The organism is Microbacterium sp. Z10_103, assembly GCF_058310455.1.
This window is the reverse complement of record NZ_JBZEGK010000001.1, coordinates 1,331,770-1,347,775: the sequence shown is the minus strand read 5'-3', so window position 1 is coordinate 1,347,775 and position 16,006 is coordinate 1,331,770. Positions and strand designations below refer to the sequence as shown.

Below are 16,006 nucleotides of genomic sequence, written 5' to 3'. Positions count from 1 at the left end.
GTCCACATCAGCGGGGGAGGGCGTCCTCGATGACCGACACGATCGCCGGGTCGTCGGGGGTGACCGTCGGCCGGAACCGGTGCACGTCGCCGTCGGGCGTCAGGATGAACTTCTCGAAGTTCCAGAGGATCGGTCCGCGCTTGCCCTCCTGATCCTTCGCGCTCTTGAGCGCCTTGTACAGCGGAGCGGCGTGCGATCCGTTGACCCGCACCTTCTCGAGAATCGGGAAGGTGACGCCCCACGTGGTGGAGCAGTACTCGAGGATGTCTTCCATCGAGCCCGGCTCCTGCCCCATGAACTGATTGCACGGGAAGCCCAGGACCGTGAGGCCCCGGTCGCCATAGGTGCGTTGGAGTTCTTCGAGCTTCTCGTACTGCGGCGCCAGCCCGCAGCGGGACGCGACGTTCACGATCAGAAGCACGTTGTCGCCATAGTCGCCCAACGTCGCGGTGCCGCCATCAGCGGTCGTGAAGGGAATGTCGCGCAGATCTGTGGACGTCGTCGTCATGTCCCCAGGTTAGGACTTCTCCGGGGCAGGGGGCCCCGTTCGTCTGGGAGAATATGAGAGTGACCACCGCCCTCGCCCCGACGCGCCCCCTGCGCATCGGCCCGCTGCAGCTCGATGCTCCCGTCGTGCTGGCTCCCATGGCCGGAATCACCAACACGGCGTTCCGCCGTCTGTGCCGTGAATACGGTGCGGGCCTCTACGTCAGCGAAATGATCACGACCCGGGCTCTCGTGGAGCGCAACGCGACGACGATGCGCCTCATCCGCCATCACGAGTCCGAGACGCCCCGGTCGATCCAGCTGTACGGCGTCGACCCGGCGACCGTGGAGGCCGCCGTGCGAATCCTCGTGGAGGAGGATCACGCCGATCACATCGACTTGAACTTCGGATGCCCCGTCCCCAAGGTCACCCGGAAGGGCGGAGGCGCGGCCCTGCCGTGGAAGACCGGCCTCTTCCGAGACATCGTCGCGCGGGCCGTGCGCGCCGGCGGCGACATCCCCGTGACGGTGAAGATGCGCAAGGGCATCGATGACGATCACCTGACGTTCCTGGAGGCCGGACGCATCGCGGAGGATGCGGGCGTGGCTGCGGTCGCCCTGCATGCACGGACGGCGGCGCAGTTCTACTCCGGCACCGCCGACTGGGCGGCGATCACAGCGCTCAAGGAGGCAGTGACCAGCATCCCGGTGCTCGGTAACGGCGATATCTGGTCGGCCGAGGATGCGGTGCGCATGATGAGCGAGACCGGATGCGACGGCGTGGTGGTCGGTCGCGGGTGCCTGGGCCGTCCGTGGCTGTTCGGCGATCTCGCCCGGGCGCTGGGATCGACCAGCGGGGGAGCGGCGGCCGCCCAGCCGGTCGATGCGACGCTCGGCTTCGTGGCGCAGGCGTTCCGTCGCCACGCCGAGCTGCTGGTCGAGTTCTTCGAGGACGAAGACCGGGGATGCCGCGACATCCGCAAGCACGTGGCCTGGTACCTCAAGGGCTACCCTGTCGGCGGCGAGCTGCGGGCACGCCTGGCCACCGTCTCCAGCCTTGCGGAGATGGACGAGCTGCTTGCGCAGCTCGAGCTGGACGCGCCCTACCCGGGTGCGGCCGCGGAGGGCCAGCGGGGACGGGCCGGCACCCCCAAGAGTCCTGCTTTGCCGGACGGATGGCTGCAGTCCCGTGACCTCGGCGACGCCGCATCCCGAGACCTTGCTGAGGCGGAGCTCGATTCCAGTGGCGGCTGACGTCGAACGCGGGAGCGGTGCCCCCCGCCCGACCGGCTACGACGACGCGGACGCCGCACGCTACTCGTTCGAGCACCACGGGTCCCAGCGTGACGACTTCGCCCGGGACCGCGCCCGTGTCCTGCACTCGGCAGCCCTCCGGCGCCTCGCCGCGAAGACGCAGGTGCTGAGCCCCGCCAGCCCTGCGGATTTCGCCCGGAACCGTCTCACTCACTCCCTCGAGGTGGCTCAGGTCGGCCGCGAACTGGCCACCGCCCTGCAGCTGTCGCCGGACGTCGTGGACACCGCATGCCTCAGCCATGATCTCGGTCATCCACCGTTCGGTCACAACGGCGAGCGCGCGCTGAACGAGTGGGCCGAGGACATCGGCGGGTTCGAGGGCAACGCGCAGACGCTGCGCATCCTCACCCGCCTCGAGCCGAAGGTCGTCGACCCGGGGGGCCGGAGCCACGGGCTGAACCTCACGCGGGCGAGCCTGGATGCGACGTGCAAGTACCCGTGGACGGCGGATCACCCGGTGCCCGATCCCGGCGGTCGACTGAAGTTCGGCGTGTACCCCGATGACGAAGACGTCTTTCACTGGATGCGCGCTGACGCGCCCGGCCGCGTGCGCTGCATCGAGGCCGAGGTGATGGATCTCTCCGACGACATCGCCTACTCGGTGCATGACTTCGAGGACGCCATCGTGAACCGCTACCTCGACCCCGCGCGCCTCGCCGACACCCGTGAGCACCACGCCCTCCTCACGGCCATCCAGACCTGGGTGGGGTACGACTTCGCCCGCGACGAACTCGCGCACGCGCTGTACCGGCTGATGCGCCTCCCGGAGTGGATCGGCGGATTCGACGGCACGCGTCCGGCGCTGGCCCGACTGAAGAATCTCACCAGCGACCTCATCGGACGCTTCGCCCGCGCGGCCACGACCGCCACTCGCGAGGCCTACCCCTACGAGACGCTGACCCGCTACCGTGCCCACGTGGTGGTTCCGCGCGTGATCGAGGCCGAGATGGCCGTCCTCAAGGGCATCATCGGCGCGACGGTGGTCTCGATCGAAGGCCGCCGGTCGCTCTACAAGGAGCAGCGCCGCGTTCTCAAGCGCCTTGCGACGGCCCTGTGGGACTCTCCGGAATCTCTCGATTCGCTGCATGCCGCCGACTTCGCCACGGCCGACAACGACGCCGACCGCCGGCGCGTGGTCGTCGACCAGGTCGCAAGCCTCACCGACCAGCTCGCGCTCGCGTGGCACAGCCGGCTGGTCGGCGAGGTGGATGCGGCATCCATCGGCATCTGGGCTCCCGGGTTCTCGCGCACGACGGAGGTCGGATCCTGATGGCCGGCCGCATCCGCCAGAGCGACATCGATGAGGTGAAGGCGCGCACGAACATCGCCGACGTCGTGGGCGAGCGGGTCGCCCTGAAAACGGCCGGCGTGGGCTCACTGAAGGGACTGTGCCCGTTCCACGACGAGCGCAGCCCGAGTTTTCACGTGCGCCCTCAGGTCGGGTACTACCACTGCTTCGGATGCGGCGAATCGGGAGACGTGTACTCGTTTCTCCGGGCGATGGACCACGTCTCGTTCAGTGAGGCCGTGGAACGCCTGGCCGGGCGGGTGGGCTACTCGTTGCACTACGAGGATGGCGGCGCAGCGCCGGAAACCAGCGGCAGGTCGCGGCTCTATGCCGCGAACGCCGCGGCGGCGGAGTTCTACCGCTCGCGTCTTGCCGACCCGGAGGCGGAGGCGGGACGAAGGTTCCTCGGCGAGCGGGGCTTCGACGCCGGAGCCGCCGCGCACTTCGGCGTGGGGTACGCGCCCCGGGGATGGTCCGCCCTCACCGATCACCTGCTCGCGCAGAAATTCACCCGCGAAGAGCTCACTCAGGCCGGTCTCGTCTCCCAGGGCCAGCGGGGCGTGTACGACCGTTTTCGGGGGCGGCTGGTCTGGCCGATCCGCGATGTCACAGGCCAGGTCATCGGATTCGGGGCGCGCAAGCTCTACGACGACGACAACGGCCCCAAGTACCTCAACACGCCCGAAACCCCCATCTACCGGAAAGCCCAGGTGCTGTACGGGCTCGATGTCGCCAAGCGGGAGATCTCGCGAGAGCACCGGGTCGTCGTGGTCGAGGGCTACACCGACGTCATGGCGTGTCACCTCGCCGGGGTGACCACCGCCGTGGCCACGTGCGGCACGGCATTCGGATCGGACCACATCACGGTTCTCCGGCGCGTCATGGGTGACGACACCGCCGCGGGAGAAGTGGTCTTCACCTTCGACCCGGATGCGGCAGGTCAGAAGGCGGCCCTGCGGGCGTTCGGTGACGAGAAGCGGTTCGCGGCGCAGACATATGTCGCCGTGGCGCCCGAGGGCCTGGACCCCTGCGACCTCCGACTGGAACGCGGCGACGGTGCCGTGCGCGGTCTGATGGACACCAAGGTCCCGATGTACGAATTCGTCATCGATTCGCGCCTGGCCGGTTTCGACCTCGCGACAGTGGAGGGACGCGCCGGGGCGCTCCGGGCCGCGGCCCCCATCGTCGCCGAGATCCGCGACCCATCACTGCGCCCGGGGTACACGCGCGTGCTCGCGCGCCGGCTCGGCCTGGACCTCCCCGAGGTGTCCGCCGCCGTGGAGCGCGCCGCGCGCGGAGCGGCACGCGCGAGTACCCTCGACCGGGTGACGCCCGAGCGCGGCGCGGATCCCGGCGACGCCCAGCCGGTGGAGGTGCGGATCTCGATCGCCTCGCTGCCGCGCGACCGCGACACAGCGCTGGAGCGGGACGCGCTGATGGCCTTTCTGCAATACGGGCACCGCGTCGATGCCGAGATGCTGGCCGGCGCCCTCTCGGTCCCCTTCCGCTCGCCCGCTCTCGAGGCGGTCCGCGCGGTCGTGGCCGGGGCGGCTGGGGCGTCGCGTCCCGGGTGGGCGGCCGACGTCGTCGGCGCCGTGCGGGAACCGTTCCGGTCCCTGGCCGCCGAGCTGCTCACCGCCGATTTTCCCGCCCGCGACGAAGCGCACGCGGTCGCATCCGCGAAGGATCTTGCGCGTCGATTGATCGTGCGCTCCCTCGAACGACAGAAGAGCGAACTTCTGGGCGCCATCCAGCGGGTGACCCCGGACTCCGAAGAGGGTCGGAGCCTCCGCATCCGGCTGCGTGACCTCGATCGCGACAGACAGCGGCTCTTGGAGCCGCAGTAGCGCGCGCAGGTCCGACACGGCAGGATGAGGGGATGCCCCGCCCGACCGAAGCGGACACCGCTGTGCGCGCCGACGACCTCTCCGTGGCACGCGGTGGCGTGCGCATCGTGGAAGGCGTCTCGATCACCCTCCCGCGGCGCGGCATCCTCGCTGTCATGGGACCCACCGGCGCCGGCAAGTCGACGCTCGCGACATTTCTCGCGGGGCGCACGGAGGACGGCGTGGTCGCCGTGGGGGGTTCGGCCCAGGTGGAAGGGATCGACGCCCGCCGGCCCGGCCGTGCGCGTCGACAGCTCACGTATGTGGTCGGCCACATGCCGCAGCGAGCCGGCGCCGACCTGCCGGCGCGGCTGACCGTCTCCGAGGTGATTTCCGAACCCATCACGAGCCGCGACCGCCGGGTGAACACGCGTGCCCTGGCGGTGCGCGTGGCGACACTGCTGGATGAGATGCAGTTGCCGCTCGGGGCGGCCGCGAAGTACCCATACGAGCTGTCCGCCGGAATGCGCCAGCGCGTGGCGTTGGCTCGAGCTCTCGTTCTCGACCCCCGGCTGCTGATCGCCGACGACCCCTACGCCAACCTCGACATCGAGGTGCGCGCAGCGGCACGTGACGCCATCCTCCGGCGCCGCGATGGGTACGGCATGTCGGCCATCGTCGTCACGAACGATCCCGAGGCGACACGGGAGCTGGCGGCAGATGTTCTCGTGCTCCGTGGCGGGCATCCCGTCGCCTATGGACACGGGGCCGACGCCCTCCTGTGGACGCCTGACGGTGTGGACGCGACGCGCGCGGTGGCACGCTGAGTTCGAAGCACGTCGGATGCTTTGCTAGGATGGTGGGGTTGCGCGCATGGCGCGGGACGTATTCCTCGGTAGCTCAATTGGCAGAGCAATCGGCTGTTAACCGATAGGTTCTTGGTTCGAGTCCAAGCCGGGGAGCGAGAGTACCGCGTCATCTAACGCGGCTCTCACTTAAGGCCCGGGCTTCCACCCCGGGCCTTTCCTTTTGTGGCGAGCGTGCGCGCGTACATGAGCGCGTGTCCGCCGGGCAGGCGCCACTGTCGCCGGGTACATTCGACTCAGCGGAAGGAGCGTCGCGCATGGGGGAACGCAAGGTGCGAACGAAGGGCACCCGGGTGCCTCGGCACGGTCACGCGTTCGTGACCGTCACCGCGCGTGACGCGAACGGGTTCGTGCACCACTTCGACGAGATCGAGGCGCCTCTCGGCTCACTGCACGAGGCCGTCGCCATTCTTCAACTGAAGTCGACCGCCATGGAGGCGGCGCACCGCGACGCACACACCGCCTGACGCCTCCCGACGTCTCGGCGGGTGCGCTGCGTCATGCTGCGCGCGCGAACGCCACGACCTCGTCGGGTTGCTGCTGGTGCTGGTCCGCGGGGTGCTCCACCAGAGCGATCACTCGGTTCGCCATGAACCTTGCTGAACGCACCGGCCTGCCACTTCGGGTCACTTCTGCGACCTCGATCAATCCGCGTCCGTGCGTCACGTCCAGTCGACGACCGGCGCGGCTCGCCTCGATCTCATACGTGCGCGCGATCCCGGCCCCGGCATCCACCACAATTTCTACTCGATCACCCTTCATTTCTTTCCTCCCGGGCGTAGAACACTCCCGGTCAGGGGGCTATTCCCCGGCCCCACCCAGGATGCTGTCATCGAGCTCGCTCCGGAGCTGGGCGACGTCGTCGTAGACGGCGACCGCGCCGGCGGCGATCAACTCGGCACGGCCGGTACCGCCGCTGAGCACGCCGATGCATCGGACGCCCGCGCGCGCCGCCGCCTCGACATCCCAGACCGCGTCGCCGATCATCACGGCGCTCTCGGCCGGTACTTCGGCTCGCTTCAGCGCCACTTGCAGGATGTCGGGCGCCGGCTTGGCTGTCTCCGCATCCTCCGCGGAGGTGACGACGTCGAGGGTGTCAGCGAGGTCGAGCACCGGGAGCAGGGCATCCAACTCCTCCTGGGGTGCGGAGGTGGCCAGCACGACCGTGTGACCGCGCTGGGAAAGCTCCATCAGCAACTCGCGCGCGCCCTCGAAGGGGCGGAGGCGGTCCGCCATGCCGGCGTAGATGCGGCCGTGCGCTTCCTTCGCCGGCGGGCCGACGGTCTCGGCCTGATCTCCGAGCAGGGTCTCCAGCAGCAGCGCGGAATCCATGCCGATGCCGCGGTGGATCCGCCACGTGTCGACGGGATGTCCCGCCTCCGAGAACGCGCGCGCCCACGCTTCCACGTGCAGGTAATTGGAATCGACCAAGGTTCCGTCGATGTCGAACAGGACGGTCAGGGGCGTCGAGGTGTCGGGCATGAGTCCACCCAATCCGATGCGGACCTCCGGATGAATGGGGTGGCGCCGCACCACGGGATGGGTCTAAGGGACAATCACGCGTCGATGTCGTCCACGCCGGGCAGCCAGCTCTGGCCAGGTTGACCCCATCCCCGCTTGCGGGCGATCTTCTGCGTGGTCTTCCAGTCGCTGTCCTCGAGCCGGTCGATGTACAGGATGCCGTCGAGGTGGTCGAACTCGTGCTGCATGATGCGAGCGCGCCATCCGGAGACCTGGAGGCGTACCGGGTGACCGTCCAGGTCGGTGCCGGTCACCAGAACCTCCTCCGAACGGCGGAGGGGGTACCGTTCGCCCGGGAACGAGAGGCATCCCTCGGACTCCTCGACCGGGTCGGGGGATCCGGGCTCCAGCGGGCGCATCCACAGCTCCGGATTGACGATGACGCCGCGCCACGGCGCACCCTCATCGTCTGAATAGTTATAGACGTACAGGCGCAGAGGCACGCCGACCTGGGGGGCAGCGAGACCGACCCCGGGCGCGGTGTCCATCGTCTCGAACATGTCGGCGACGAGTTGACGGACCTCGTCCGTGATGACCTCGACCGGGGAGGCGGGAGAGTGCAGGACGGGGTCGCCCATGATGCGAATCGGGAGAACAGCCACGCCTTGAGCCTACCGACGGCTTCGGACGGTTAGTGTCGAGGGGTGATTGGCGTGGACGCATCGCTGGGCGATGTCACCGACGAGCTCGTCGGGATCTTCCGCGACCCTCGGATCCTCCTCGGAATCCCTCTGGCACTGCTGGGCGCGGTGTTCATGTCGTTCGGTGCGCAGTACCAGTCCCGCGGGGTCGCGAAGGTCGAGCGACTGTCGGGCAAGGCCGGCACCTCGGGCCTGAATGGCGGGCAGCTGGTGGCCCTGTTCCGGCGGCCGTCGTGGGTCGTAGGAACGGTCATGCTGGCGTTCGCGATCGTCTCCCAGCTCGGAGCGCTCTCGGTCGCGCCGCTGATCCTCGTTCAGCCGCTGGGCGCCGTCGCCCTCGTCGTGACGACTCTCCTGAACGCACGACTGTCCGGTCACAAGCCCACACGACAGTCCCTCATCGCGATCGCGGCGTGCATCGGCGGCATCCTCATCTTCGTGGTGATCGCCGCGTTCTTCGCCACCGAGCACGCGGTGACACCCCGTGAGCTGTGGATCATCCTTGCCGTGCTCGCGGTCGTCATCGTGATCTTCGCCGTGCTGTGGGGATGGCTGCGCAAGCGCATGCGCGCCCTGTTCTACATCACCGCAGCCGGCGTCATCTACGGTTTCGTCGCGACCCTCGCGAAGGTCGTGATCAGCCGCATCCAGAGCGGTGACTTCGAGTGGCTGACACTCCTGTGCGTCGTGGCTCTGCTGGCGGCCGTCGCCGTGGGTGCGTACTTCGTGCAGACGGCATACTCCGTCGGCCCTCCCGATCTCGTCATCGCCGGACTCACGGTGATCGACCCCTTGGTTGCCGTCCTCATCGGCCTGCTCGTCCTCGGAGAGGCCTCAACCGCGCCTCTCTGGGCGTTGGCCGGGTTCGCCGTGGCCGGCGCCGTGGCGGTGTGGGGGGTCATCCAGCTCACTCGGTTCCATCCGCAGGTGGTCAGCGCCTCGCACGAATCGCCGATTCCGCGAGGCGGCAACGAACCGCCGCAGCACTGACAGCACCGAGGCCGCGAAAGACCAGGACTCCCGTGCTGTTCCTCCCAGCCCGGTAGGCTCGGAGCAGCAGGGGGCGGTGGCCAAGCTGGTCAAGGCAGCGGGCTCATAACCCGACGATCGTGGGTTCAAGTCCCACCCGCCCTACAGTGTCGCAGTCCGGCCTCCGTGGAATCACGCGGAAGCTGAGGTACACCAGCGTTCATCCGCATACCCGATGCTCGACGGCCCGGCCGCACTCGACCGCGTACCGGCGGACAACGCCGGGCGCCGCATCCGTCGCTGACCGCACCCTCTCCGACGCGTGCAACCGCAGGGGCCTCCTCCGCCGCGTCTAACGCGCTCCGGCACGCTGGGGTGGCTCCCGCCGGAACCTAACTCAGGCTCGATGCGTCAACGCGCCTCCACGGCGGCGGAATTCCGCCCCGGAACACGCGCCCCACCCGACTTGAGCCTGAGTTCGTGCGCTTGGACGAGGGACCATGGCGCTCCCGGGTGCAGGCGCCGACGACTGCCCATACAGCCGGACGCCGCTCGCGCGCCTCATTCTGTACTACGCGATATAGAATTGCCCACGGACGGATCCACCGTCTTTGTGTCGAAGGAGAAGACCGTGGGAAAACTCACTGGACAGACCGCAGTGGTGACGGGCGGAACTGCGGGCATCGGACTCGCCACCGCGAAGCGATTCGTCGCCGAGGGCGCGAGCGTCATCATCACGGGGCGGCGCCCCGCCGAGCTGGAGCAAGTCGTGCGCGACCTCGGCCCCGCGGCGACGGGCGTCCAGACAGACGTCGCTGACCTCGAGCAGGTTGCTCGACTGTTCACCGCGCTCGCTCGTGACGGGCGGGAGATCGACGTGTTGTACGCGGGCGCCGGCGGGGGCGCGTTCGCAGCCCTGGGCGGCATAACCGCGGAACACTATTCGGATACGTTCGACAGCAATGTCCGCGGCACTCTCTTCACGGTGCAGGAGGCGCTTCCACTCCTCAAGGACGGCGCCCGCGTCATTCTCCTGGGATCCTCGGCAACGTTCGGGGGCACGCCGGCATTCGGCGTCTATGCGGCGTCCAAGGCGGCGGTTCGCTCGTTCGGCCGAACATGGGCGGCGGAACTGAAGGATCGCAAGATCAGAGTGAACACCCTCATCCCGGGCCCGACAAATACCCCGGGCCTTCGCGGGTTGGCTTCCAGTGAAGAGGAGGCGCCCGCGCTCCTGGAGTTCATCGCCGGTTCGGTGCCGATGGGCCGTCTCGCCGAGCCGGAGGAGATCGCGAATGCGGCGCTCTTCCTTGCGACGGATGAAAGCAGCTTCATGACGGGCGGAGAGCTCATCGTGGACGGAGGCGAGGTTCACATCTAACCCATGCACGGTGCCCGGCCTCCCGGTGGGGAGGCTGGGTACGCTGTGGGCCTCGGTGATCGTTCCTGCGTTTTATCCTGGACAGTATGAAAAACTCGGGCGAGGCGATCACATGGTGACGCGGGGGAGACCCCGGGAGTTCGACATGGATGACGCACTCGATCGAGCCATAGACGTCTTTTGGCGGCACGGCTACGAGGGAACGACACTGGACGATCTCACCAACGCCATGGGCATCACTCGGCCCAGCCTTTACGCGGCGTTCGGCAATAAGGAGAGCACCTTCAAGCGGGCGGTCTCGCGCTACGCAGAGGTCGACATGGCGTACGCGCGTGAGGCGCTTGCAGAGCCGACGGCGAGGGCCGTCGCGGAGCACTATCTGCGAAGCAACGTGGCCGCCATCACCACGCCGGGGCGGCCTGCCGGATGCCTGTCGATCCAGGGTGGACTGTCGGGGCGAGCGGAGGACGAGGCCATCGTCGCGTTTCTGAGCGACAGTCGTCGCGCCGGCGAAACGCGAATGGCCGAACGATTCCAACGAGCCATCGCCGAAGGTGATCTCTCCGAGGCCGAAGACCCCGCCGAACTGGCGAAATATCTGTCGACGGCATCCGCCGGGTTGGCGGTCCAGGCGGCCGGCGGCGCTTCTCGGGCGCAGCTCGCAGCGGTCGCAGAGCGCATGCTCCTCGCCTTTCCTGGCTGACCCCCTTCGCCTGCGCCCCCAGCCGGGTCCGCTGTCTGGGCCGTCTTGACGACGGCCGCGATTGCGGGTCTTGTGCGGAATGCGCCGCCTCGATGAGGTTCCGACGTCACTCGGTCCCGGCGCCTGCGCTGAGGCTGGCGTGTGATGCGCGACGTCCCACCCGCCCTACCGACTGTTCTCAACGCGGTGCGTGAAGTCCAGGATGGCCTCGGCCAATGCGTCGGGCGCCTCCTGCGCCACGAGGTGACCGACACCCGCGATGTGCACCGCGGTGACCTCGCCCGCGGTCACCTGCCGGAAGGTGGCAGCGGTGAACGGGGCGTTCACGCCGTCTACTGCCAGGACCGGCACCGCGATGGGGTGGGCCTCGGCCAGAGCCTTGGTCTCGCCCTTGTCGATGAAGAGCTGCTGATAGAGACCCTCTGTCCCGCGCCATGCGTTCGGGCGCACGTACGAGCGGAGGAACTCATCCAGGTCCCCTTCGGTGACGGCGCCTTCCGTGCCGTTCATCAGGGGGTAGGCCCAATCCGCGAGGAGCTGTCGCTCGTGCCCCGGCACCAGCATGCTGGCGATCCCCGGCGTGCCGAGGAACCCGACGTGCCACGAGCCGAAATTGTTCACGTCAGCGAGGGCTTCGAGCCCGAAACCGATGAGAGTCGTCTCGACAGCGATGAGGCTCAAGACGTCCTGGGGGTGGGTGGCGGCGAAACGAAAGACCGTGCCGCCGCTGATGTCCTGGCCGTGGACGTGCACCGGACCGGCGCCCAGGTGACCGACCAGGTGGTGCAGGTCCTCCGCCGACACGGTTTCTCCGTACCCGGTGCCGTCGGCGCTCGAGTCGCCGAAGCCGCGAAGGTCGACCGCGTAGACGCGGTGGGAACGCGCGAGGACGGGGATGAGTTTGCGGAACGCCCACCAGGTCTCCGGCCAGCCGTGAACGAGGAGGATGGGTGTGCCGCTCTCGCCGGCGGCGACGTAATGCAGGGATGTGCCGTTGATCTCCGCGACGTGGTGGGTGACGCCGGGGATGGTCGCCCCGGCAGGGGTGATGATGGTCATGGTGCTCCTTAAATCGACAACGGGGTTGTCTCTACATTAGACAACCGGGTTGTCCGCATCAATATTCCGTACGCTGGGGGCATGTCCAGGTCCGGTGCCGAACTCGCCCTGCTCCTGCTCGGCGGCTTTCGCACCCTCGCCGACCGGGCCACCACGGAGCTGGCGAAACGGGGCTACGAAGACGTCCGACCGACCCACGACTTCGCGCTGCGCGCGATCCTTGCCGGTGCCGATAGCGCGTCGGATCTCGGCCGCGCGACCTCTGTGACGAAGCAGGCCGCGGCCAAGACGATCGCGGCGCTGGAGGAGCGCGGCTACGTCACGCGCGACGTGGATCCGGACGATCGGCGGCGGATTCTGGTGCGCGTCACCGATCACGGTCTGGCGATGCTTCACGACGGGGAACTGATCTTCGACGAGCTTCGAGAGCAATGGGAGGAGCAGGTGGGCGCCGCATCGCTGGCGACCGTCGTCGATATCCTCCGGACGCTTGTCGGAGATCGAGCGCTCCGCATCGACTCGCCGGCTTGGGACGTTCGCGACCTCGACGCCTGACGTCGGCGCCAACCGCGCACGTGCGTGGCGCGGGGGACGCGGTTCACTCGGGGGAGTGGTCGGCAGGGAAAACCCCGCGCACGGAGGGGATCCGCGCGCGGGGCTCTGGTGTGGCGAAGGTGCTTACGGCAGGTAGTCGGCGATGTTCAGCTCGAACGGGATGCCCGCCGCAGCAAGCTGATCGCGGATCTGCTGCTGCAGCGCTTCGCGGTCGACCCAGGGGTAGCCGGACTCCCGCAGGTGTGACCAGACGAGCTCGCGGATCTCGGCGGCGGTCGGCACATCCACCTCGGGCACCATGGGCGTTTCGGGGACAGGCGCAGGTGCGGGCGCGGGTGCGGGTGCCGGCGCGGGAGCAGGCGCCGGCTCGGGAGCAGGCGCCGGCTCGGGAGCAGGCGCGGGTGCAGGCGCAGGGGCAGGCACAGGCGCGGGCGCAGGCGCGGGCGCAGGTGCGGGAGCAGGCGCGGGGGCGGGCTCCGGTGCAGGTGCAGGCGCGGGAGCCGGCTCCGGTGCGGGTGCAGGGGCAGGCGCGGGAGCAGGCGCGGGCGCCGGACGTGTCCCGGCCGGGTAGGTTGCGAAGTCCTGCGTGAAGTAGGTGCGTCCGTCCGCGCCCACCGCGTACCCGATGCCGATGTGGGTCGTGGAGGGGTCGAGGATGTTCGCCTGGTGACCCGGCGAAGCCATCCATGCGGCCACGACCTCTTCGACGGACTGACCGGATGCGACGTTCTCCGCCGCCCGTGTCCAGCCGGCGGGATACGCCGAGTAGGCGTCGCAGTGCGCCATGACGCCGTTGGCCGCCTGCGTCTCGGAGCAGGACTGCGCAATGGCGTTCAGATCCGCGTCTTCGGTCAGCGCGGGGAGGCCGGCAGCGGCCCGGGCAGCGTTCGTCTGCGGCAGGATGGTCGCCCGCGCGGAGGCGACGTCGGCGGGCGCGACAGCGGAAATGCTGACGGTCGGTGCCTGCGTCGCGACAGGGGCCGCAGCGGATGCAGCGGTGGCGGCGAAGGCGGGAAGCGCCACGGCTAACGCCGCTGCCACCGCCAGTTTGTTGTACTTCATCGGTTCATCCTCACTCTGTTGACCCCAGGAATCCCCCCATGCGCGGGCCACTCTACGTTGCCCGCCCCTGCGCCTCACGGGGGTTGCGCCCGGGCCGATGTGTGAGCCCGACAGTGTGGAATCGGCTCCTGATCAGGGCATAGCGTTGCCGACGTAGGAGTACTTCACGAACACTTCCGATGCGATCCCGGCCTCGTCCAGCAGCCCCTGTACGGCGGCGAGCATGTAGCGCGAGTCCCAGCCCATGTAGAGGAAGTGGCTGTCATCCAGCGCGTCCCACTGCCCGTTCCACGATTGCGCGTCATAGACGGGGCCGCCGCGACGGGCGCTGAAGGCGATCACGGAATCGCGGGAGTCAGCCCAGAGCCGCTTGAAGATGCGGTTGAAGAGGTACTTGACGTCGTAGACCTCCCAGTGCTCGCCGCGGTACTCCACGTAATCCCACTCGCGCTGCCAGCCGCGGGGCCAGCCGCGGCGGCGCTTGGCGTCGAGGATGGGGGTGAGATCGTCGTCGTCGATGGCAACCACCGGCGGCTTCGCCCAGATCTCCAGGAAGCGCTCGCTGAGGGCCGCGGACCGGGCCGAGATCGCCGCGGTATTCCACGTGTCCACCTGGGCGAGCTCCCGGGCCAGCCCCACCGCGCTGCGCGGGTACACCGCATCCCGCTTCTCGGGGAAGGAACGGCCGGCGGCCCGTTCCGCCAGACCTTCCTCGAGCAGAGTCAGGTTGCCGAGCGTCTTCGCCAGCGCGCGGTGGCTGTTCTGCTCGTCCTCGGAGTACTCCGACCAGGGGCGCATGCCGTCACCCGTCCAGGCATCGCCGGGAACGGGCGGGAAGATGTACTCCACCTCCAGGTCAGCGGGGTTGTCAACGCCGGCAAGCCGACTGAGAACGTACGCGGGATGCGGCAGGTCGGCGTACTTCAGCCCGACGCGCACGCGTTCATCCGACGGCGTGATGCGGGAGATCGCGGCCTCCAGCGCCTCGCTGCTGACTGCGCGCGCTCGACAGAGCCGTGCGACGAGCCGGTCGTTGCTGAGGCCGGATACTCGGCGCCGCAGCAGCAGAGATTGGACGTAGAGGATCGTCTTCAGCAGCTCGCTCTTCGACAGCGACCCTGCGGCGAAATCGCCGTACGCCTGCATGACCAGGGGGTACATGCCCCGCCCGAAGACGTTGAGGTAGCCGAGTTCGCGGGTGATCTCGCCGTCCGCTGCGTGGGCGGGCTCCAGCAGAACCCGGTAGATCTCCGAGTAGGCCTTCCATTCGGCGGCAGCGGAAACGAGCTGTGCGCGGTCAAGGCGCGGAAACTCCGTCCGGAAGGCGTCGTAGACACCCCGTTCACCGACGGTCGTGACCTCCCGCCCCGTGCGCATCACGAGGTAATGGCGCCAGAATGCCGCAATCGAGTCACCGGTGTTCTGCTCGATGGGGAGCCAGTACTCGTCCTCGATCTCCGTCTGTTCGGCGTGGGTGAGGCCCATGAGCACGTAGTTGTGAATGAGCTCGTGGTCGCGCAGCGGCTCGCCGGTGGAGTTGAGGCTCTCGAAGATCTGCTGTGCGTTGGCGCCCGCGCCGAGGTTGATGGCGACGTGCTCGAGCTTCTGAAGGCCTCGCCAGATTCGCGGCGCCTCGTCCAGGCTCACCTGACTGCGGAAGAAGGAGTAGTTGTCGTCGAATCGGGAGTCGCGCACGGCCTCGTCGCCGTACCTGTCGAGAACGACCGCCTCGAACATCTCGGCCCACGCGCGGTGCGGGCGGAGCTTCGTTCGTGAGCGGTCGGCAGCCCGGACGAGCACGCGTTCGAGGTCGCCCGCGAGAGCCGGGTCGGTGGCCCGCACGGTGTGGTGCAGAGCGGCGATGAGGAGCATCAGAGTCGTGATGCGCTGCTGCCCGTCGATGAGCACGAGCTCGGGAGATCCGTTCCCCCGGTCGGTGTTGGCGGCGGAGAGGATCGATCCGAGAAAGTGCATGGTGCGGTCATCCGCGTCTGCCACCGCGCGGATGTCGGCGAGGAGTTGCTCGCAGCCGCCGATGTCCCACCGGTACTGCCGCTGATACACCGGGACGACGATGTTCGTGTCGGGGGAGGAGAGCCAGCCCACCGTGTTGACCGCGTTCGCATCGACGTTCGTGGCGCTGACCATGTGCCGTTTCGACCTCCACTCGTGAGAAAGGGCCGCGTGCGATCCGGGATCGGCACGAAGGCCCCGTCGAGTCTAACCGCGGAGACCCGGGCAGACGGGGCGGGCGACGCTCTCCGCCTCGCCTCCCGAGAGGGCTCAGGTGCCCCAGGTAGGCTTGCCTTACCAGGGCCTGGAAAAACGTACTGGC

At 68.6% G+C, this 16,006-nt stretch carries 16 protein-coding genes and 2 tRNA genes; 11 read left to right on the top strand and 7 right to left on the bottom strand.

Translation table 11 applies throughout. The features are described from left to right. Window positions 1-7: 7 nt before the first annotated feature. On the bottom strand, window positions 8-508 hold the full coding sequence (locus tag AC4FS2_RS06300; protein WP_491176760.1) for a glutathione peroxidase: 501 nt from the start codon (window positions 506-508) through the stop codon (window positions 8-10). A 53-nt stretch (window positions 509-561) separates the two neighbouring features. On the opposite strand from AC4FS2_RS06300, the gene dusB reads away from it, so the two are divergent. The 6 genes from dusB to AC4FS2_RS06270 all read left to right on the top strand — a co-directional run bounded on the left by dusB (window position 562) and on the right by AC4FS2_RS06270 (window position 6,247). Beyond that, window positions 562-1,740 carry a tRNA dihydrouridine synthase DusB gene (dusB, locus tag AC4FS2_RS06295; protein WP_491176758.1) on the top strand — a complete coding sequence of 393 codons (1,179 nt, stop codon included), beginning with the start codon at window positions 562-564 and terminating at the stop codon, window positions 1,738-1,740. After that, window positions 1,730-3,070, top strand: a complete 1,341-nt coding sequence (locus tag AC4FS2_RS06290; protein WP_491176756.1) for a deoxyguanosinetriphosphate triphosphohydrolase — start codon at window positions 1,730-1,732, stop codon at window positions 3,068-3,070. Before dusB ends, AC4FS2_RS06290 begins: the two co-directional genes overlap by 11 nt. Then, on the top strand, window positions 3,070-4,935 hold the full coding sequence (gene dnaG / locus AC4FS2_RS06285) for a DNA primase (protein WP_491176753.1): 1,866 nt from the start codon (window positions 3,070-3,072) through the stop codon (window positions 4,933-4,935). The genes AC4FS2_RS06290 and dnaG overlap by 1 nt, the downstream gene beginning before the upstream one ends. Window positions 4,936-4,967: 32 nt before the next feature. Further along, entirely contained in the window at window positions 4,968-5,741 is a 774-nt protein-coding gene (locus tag AC4FS2_RS06280) for an ATP-binding cassette domain-containing protein (protein ID WP_491176752.1), read from the top strand. A gap of 62 nt (window positions 5,742-5,803) precedes the next feature. Then, a tRNA-Asn gene (locus AC4FS2_RS06275) sits at window positions 5,804-5,876 on the top strand. A gap of 161 nt (window positions 5,877-6,037) precedes the next feature. After that, window positions 6,038-6,247, top strand: a complete 210-nt coding sequence (locus AC4FS2_RS06270) for a hypothetical protein (protein WP_491152736.1) — start codon at window positions 6,038-6,040, stop codon at window positions 6,245-6,247. Between the two features lie 31 nt (window positions 6,248-6,278). Here AC4FS2_RS06270 and AC4FS2_RS06265 read toward each other — a convergent pair whose 3' ends face one another. From AC4FS2_RS06265 to def, 3 genes are all read right to left on the bottom strand, one after another. Further along, window positions 6,279-6,542 carry a DUF8836 family protein gene (locus tag AC4FS2_RS06265; protein WP_491176749.1) on the bottom strand — a complete coding sequence of 88 codons (264 nt, stop codon included), beginning with the start codon at window positions 6,540-6,542 and terminating at the stop codon, window positions 6,279-6,281. Between the two features lie 39 nt (window positions 6,543-6,581). Continuing rightward, entirely contained in the window at window positions 6,582-7,262 is a 681-nt protein-coding gene (locus AC4FS2_RS06260; RefSeq protein WP_491176747.1) for an HAD family hydrolase, read from the bottom strand. Between the two features lie 74 nt (window positions 7,263-7,336). Further along, window positions 7,337-7,903, bottom strand: coding sequence for a peptide deformylase (gene def / locus AC4FS2_RS06255; protein WP_491176745.1), 567 nt, complete (start codon window positions 7,901-7,903; stop codon window positions 7,337-7,339). A gap of 42 nt (window positions 7,904-7,945) precedes the next feature. Here def and AC4FS2_RS06250 point away from each other — a divergent pair, with 42 nt between their 5' ends. From AC4FS2_RS06250 to AC4FS2_RS06235, 4 genes are all read left to right on the top strand, one after another. Continuing rightward, the gene (locus tag AC4FS2_RS06250) at window positions 7,946-8,932 is read left to right on the top strand and encodes a DMT family transporter (RefSeq protein WP_491176743.1); all 987 of its coding nucleotides are present in this window, start codon (window positions 7,946-7,948) and stop codon (window positions 8,930-8,932) included. Between the two features lie 70 nt (window positions 8,933-9,002). After that, window positions 9,003-9,076 (top strand) — tRNA-Ile (locus AC4FS2_RS06245). Window positions 9,077-9,542: 466 nt separating this feature from the next. Beyond that, on the top strand, window positions 9,543-10,292 hold the full coding sequence (locus tag AC4FS2_RS06240; protein ID WP_491176741.1) for an SDR family NAD(P)-dependent oxidoreductase: 750 nt from the start codon (window positions 9,543-9,545) through the stop codon (window positions 10,290-10,292). Between the two features lie 145 nt (window positions 10,293-10,437). Continuing rightward, the gene (locus AC4FS2_RS06235) at window positions 10,438-10,995 is read left to right on the top strand and encodes a TetR/AcrR family transcriptional regulator (RefSeq protein WP_491152748.1); all 558 of its coding nucleotides are present in this window, start codon (window positions 10,438-10,440) and stop codon (window positions 10,993-10,995) included. Between the two features lie 165 nt (window positions 10,996-11,160). On the opposite strand, the gene AC4FS2_RS06230 is transcribed toward AC4FS2_RS06235, so the two are convergent. Further along, complete coding sequence (locus AC4FS2_RS06230; RefSeq protein WP_491176739.1) at window positions 11,161-12,054, bottom strand: alpha/beta fold hydrolase; 894 nt, start codon at window positions 12,052-12,054, stop codon at window positions 11,161-11,163. Between the two features lie 81 nt (window positions 12,055-12,135). Between AC4FS2_RS06230 and AC4FS2_RS06225 the strand changes: the two genes are divergently transcribed. Beyond that, window positions 12,136-12,609, top strand: coding sequence for a MarR family transcriptional regulator (locus tag AC4FS2_RS06225; RefSeq protein WP_491176736.1), 474 nt, complete (start codon window positions 12,136-12,138; stop codon window positions 12,607-12,609). Between the two features lie 123 nt (window positions 12,610-12,732). Here AC4FS2_RS06225 and AC4FS2_RS06220 read toward each other — a convergent pair whose 3' ends face one another. Together AC4FS2_RS06220 and AC4FS2_RS06215 are read right to left on the bottom strand one after the other, a co-directional pair. Continuing rightward, entirely contained in the window at window positions 12,733-13,671 is a 939-nt protein-coding gene (locus AC4FS2_RS06220) for a CAP domain-containing protein (RefSeq protein WP_491176733.1), read from the bottom strand. 132 nt (window positions 13,672-13,803) lie between these two features. Then, window positions 13,804-15,819, bottom strand: coding sequence for a DUF262 domain-containing protein (locus AC4FS2_RS06215; protein WP_491176731.1), 2,016 nt, complete (start codon window positions 15,817-15,819; stop codon window positions 13,804-13,806). Window positions 15,820-16,006: the final 187 nt, after the last annotated feature.

What these genes read in the sequence shown, in the direction of transcription:
- AC4FS2_RS06230 (WP_491176739.1), bottom strand. Translation starts at nt 12,054, where the DNA reads ATGACCATCATCACCCCTGCCGGGGCGACCATCCCCGGCGTCACCCAC.
- AC4FS2_RS06235 (WP_491152748.1), top strand. Translation starts at nt 10,438, where the DNA reads ATGGATGACGCACTCGATCGAGCCATAGACGTCTTTTGGCGGCACGGC.
- AC4FS2_RS06270 (WP_491152736.1), top strand. Translation starts at nt 6,038, where the DNA reads ATGGGGGAACGCAAGGTGCGAACGAAGGGCACCCGGGTGCCTCGGCAC.
- AC4FS2_RS06215 (WP_491176731.1), bottom strand. Translation starts at nt 15,819, where the DNA reads ATGGTCAGCGCCACGAACGTCGATGCGAACGCGGTCAACACGGTGGGC.
- AC4FS2_RS06220 (WP_491176733.1), bottom strand. Translation starts at nt 13,671, where the DNA reads ATGAAGTACAACAAACTGGCGGTGGCAGCGGCGTTAGCCGTGGCGCTT.
- AC4FS2_RS06260 (WP_491176747.1), bottom strand. Translation starts at nt 7,262, where the DNA reads ATGCCCGACACCTCGACGCCCCTGACCGTCCTGTTCGACATCGACGGA.
- AC4FS2_RS06280 (WP_491176752.1), top strand. Translation starts at nt 4,968, where the DNA reads ATGCCCCGCCCGACCGAAGCGGACACCGCTGTGCGCGCCGACGACCTC.
- dusB (WP_491176758.1), top strand. Translation starts at nt 562, where the DNA reads ATGAGAGTGACCACCGCCCTCGCCCCGACGCGCCCCCTGCGCATCGGC.
- AC4FS2_RS06265 (WP_491176749.1), bottom strand. Translation starts at nt 6,542, where the DNA reads ATGAAGGGTGATCGAGTAGAAATTGTGGTGGATGCCGGGGCCGGGATC.
- AC4FS2_RS06300 (WP_491176760.1), bottom strand. Translation starts at nt 508, where the DNA reads ATGACGACGACGTCCACAGATCTGCGCGACATTCCCTTCACGACCGCT.
- dnaG (WP_491176753.1), top strand. Translation starts at nt 3,070, where the DNA reads ATGGCCGGCCGCATCCGCCAGAGCGACATCGATGAGGTGAAGGCGCGC.
- AC4FS2_RS06225 (WP_491176736.1), top strand. Translation starts at nt 12,136, where the DNA reads ATGTCCAGGTCCGGTGCCGAACTCGCCCTGCTCCTGCTCGGCGGCTTT.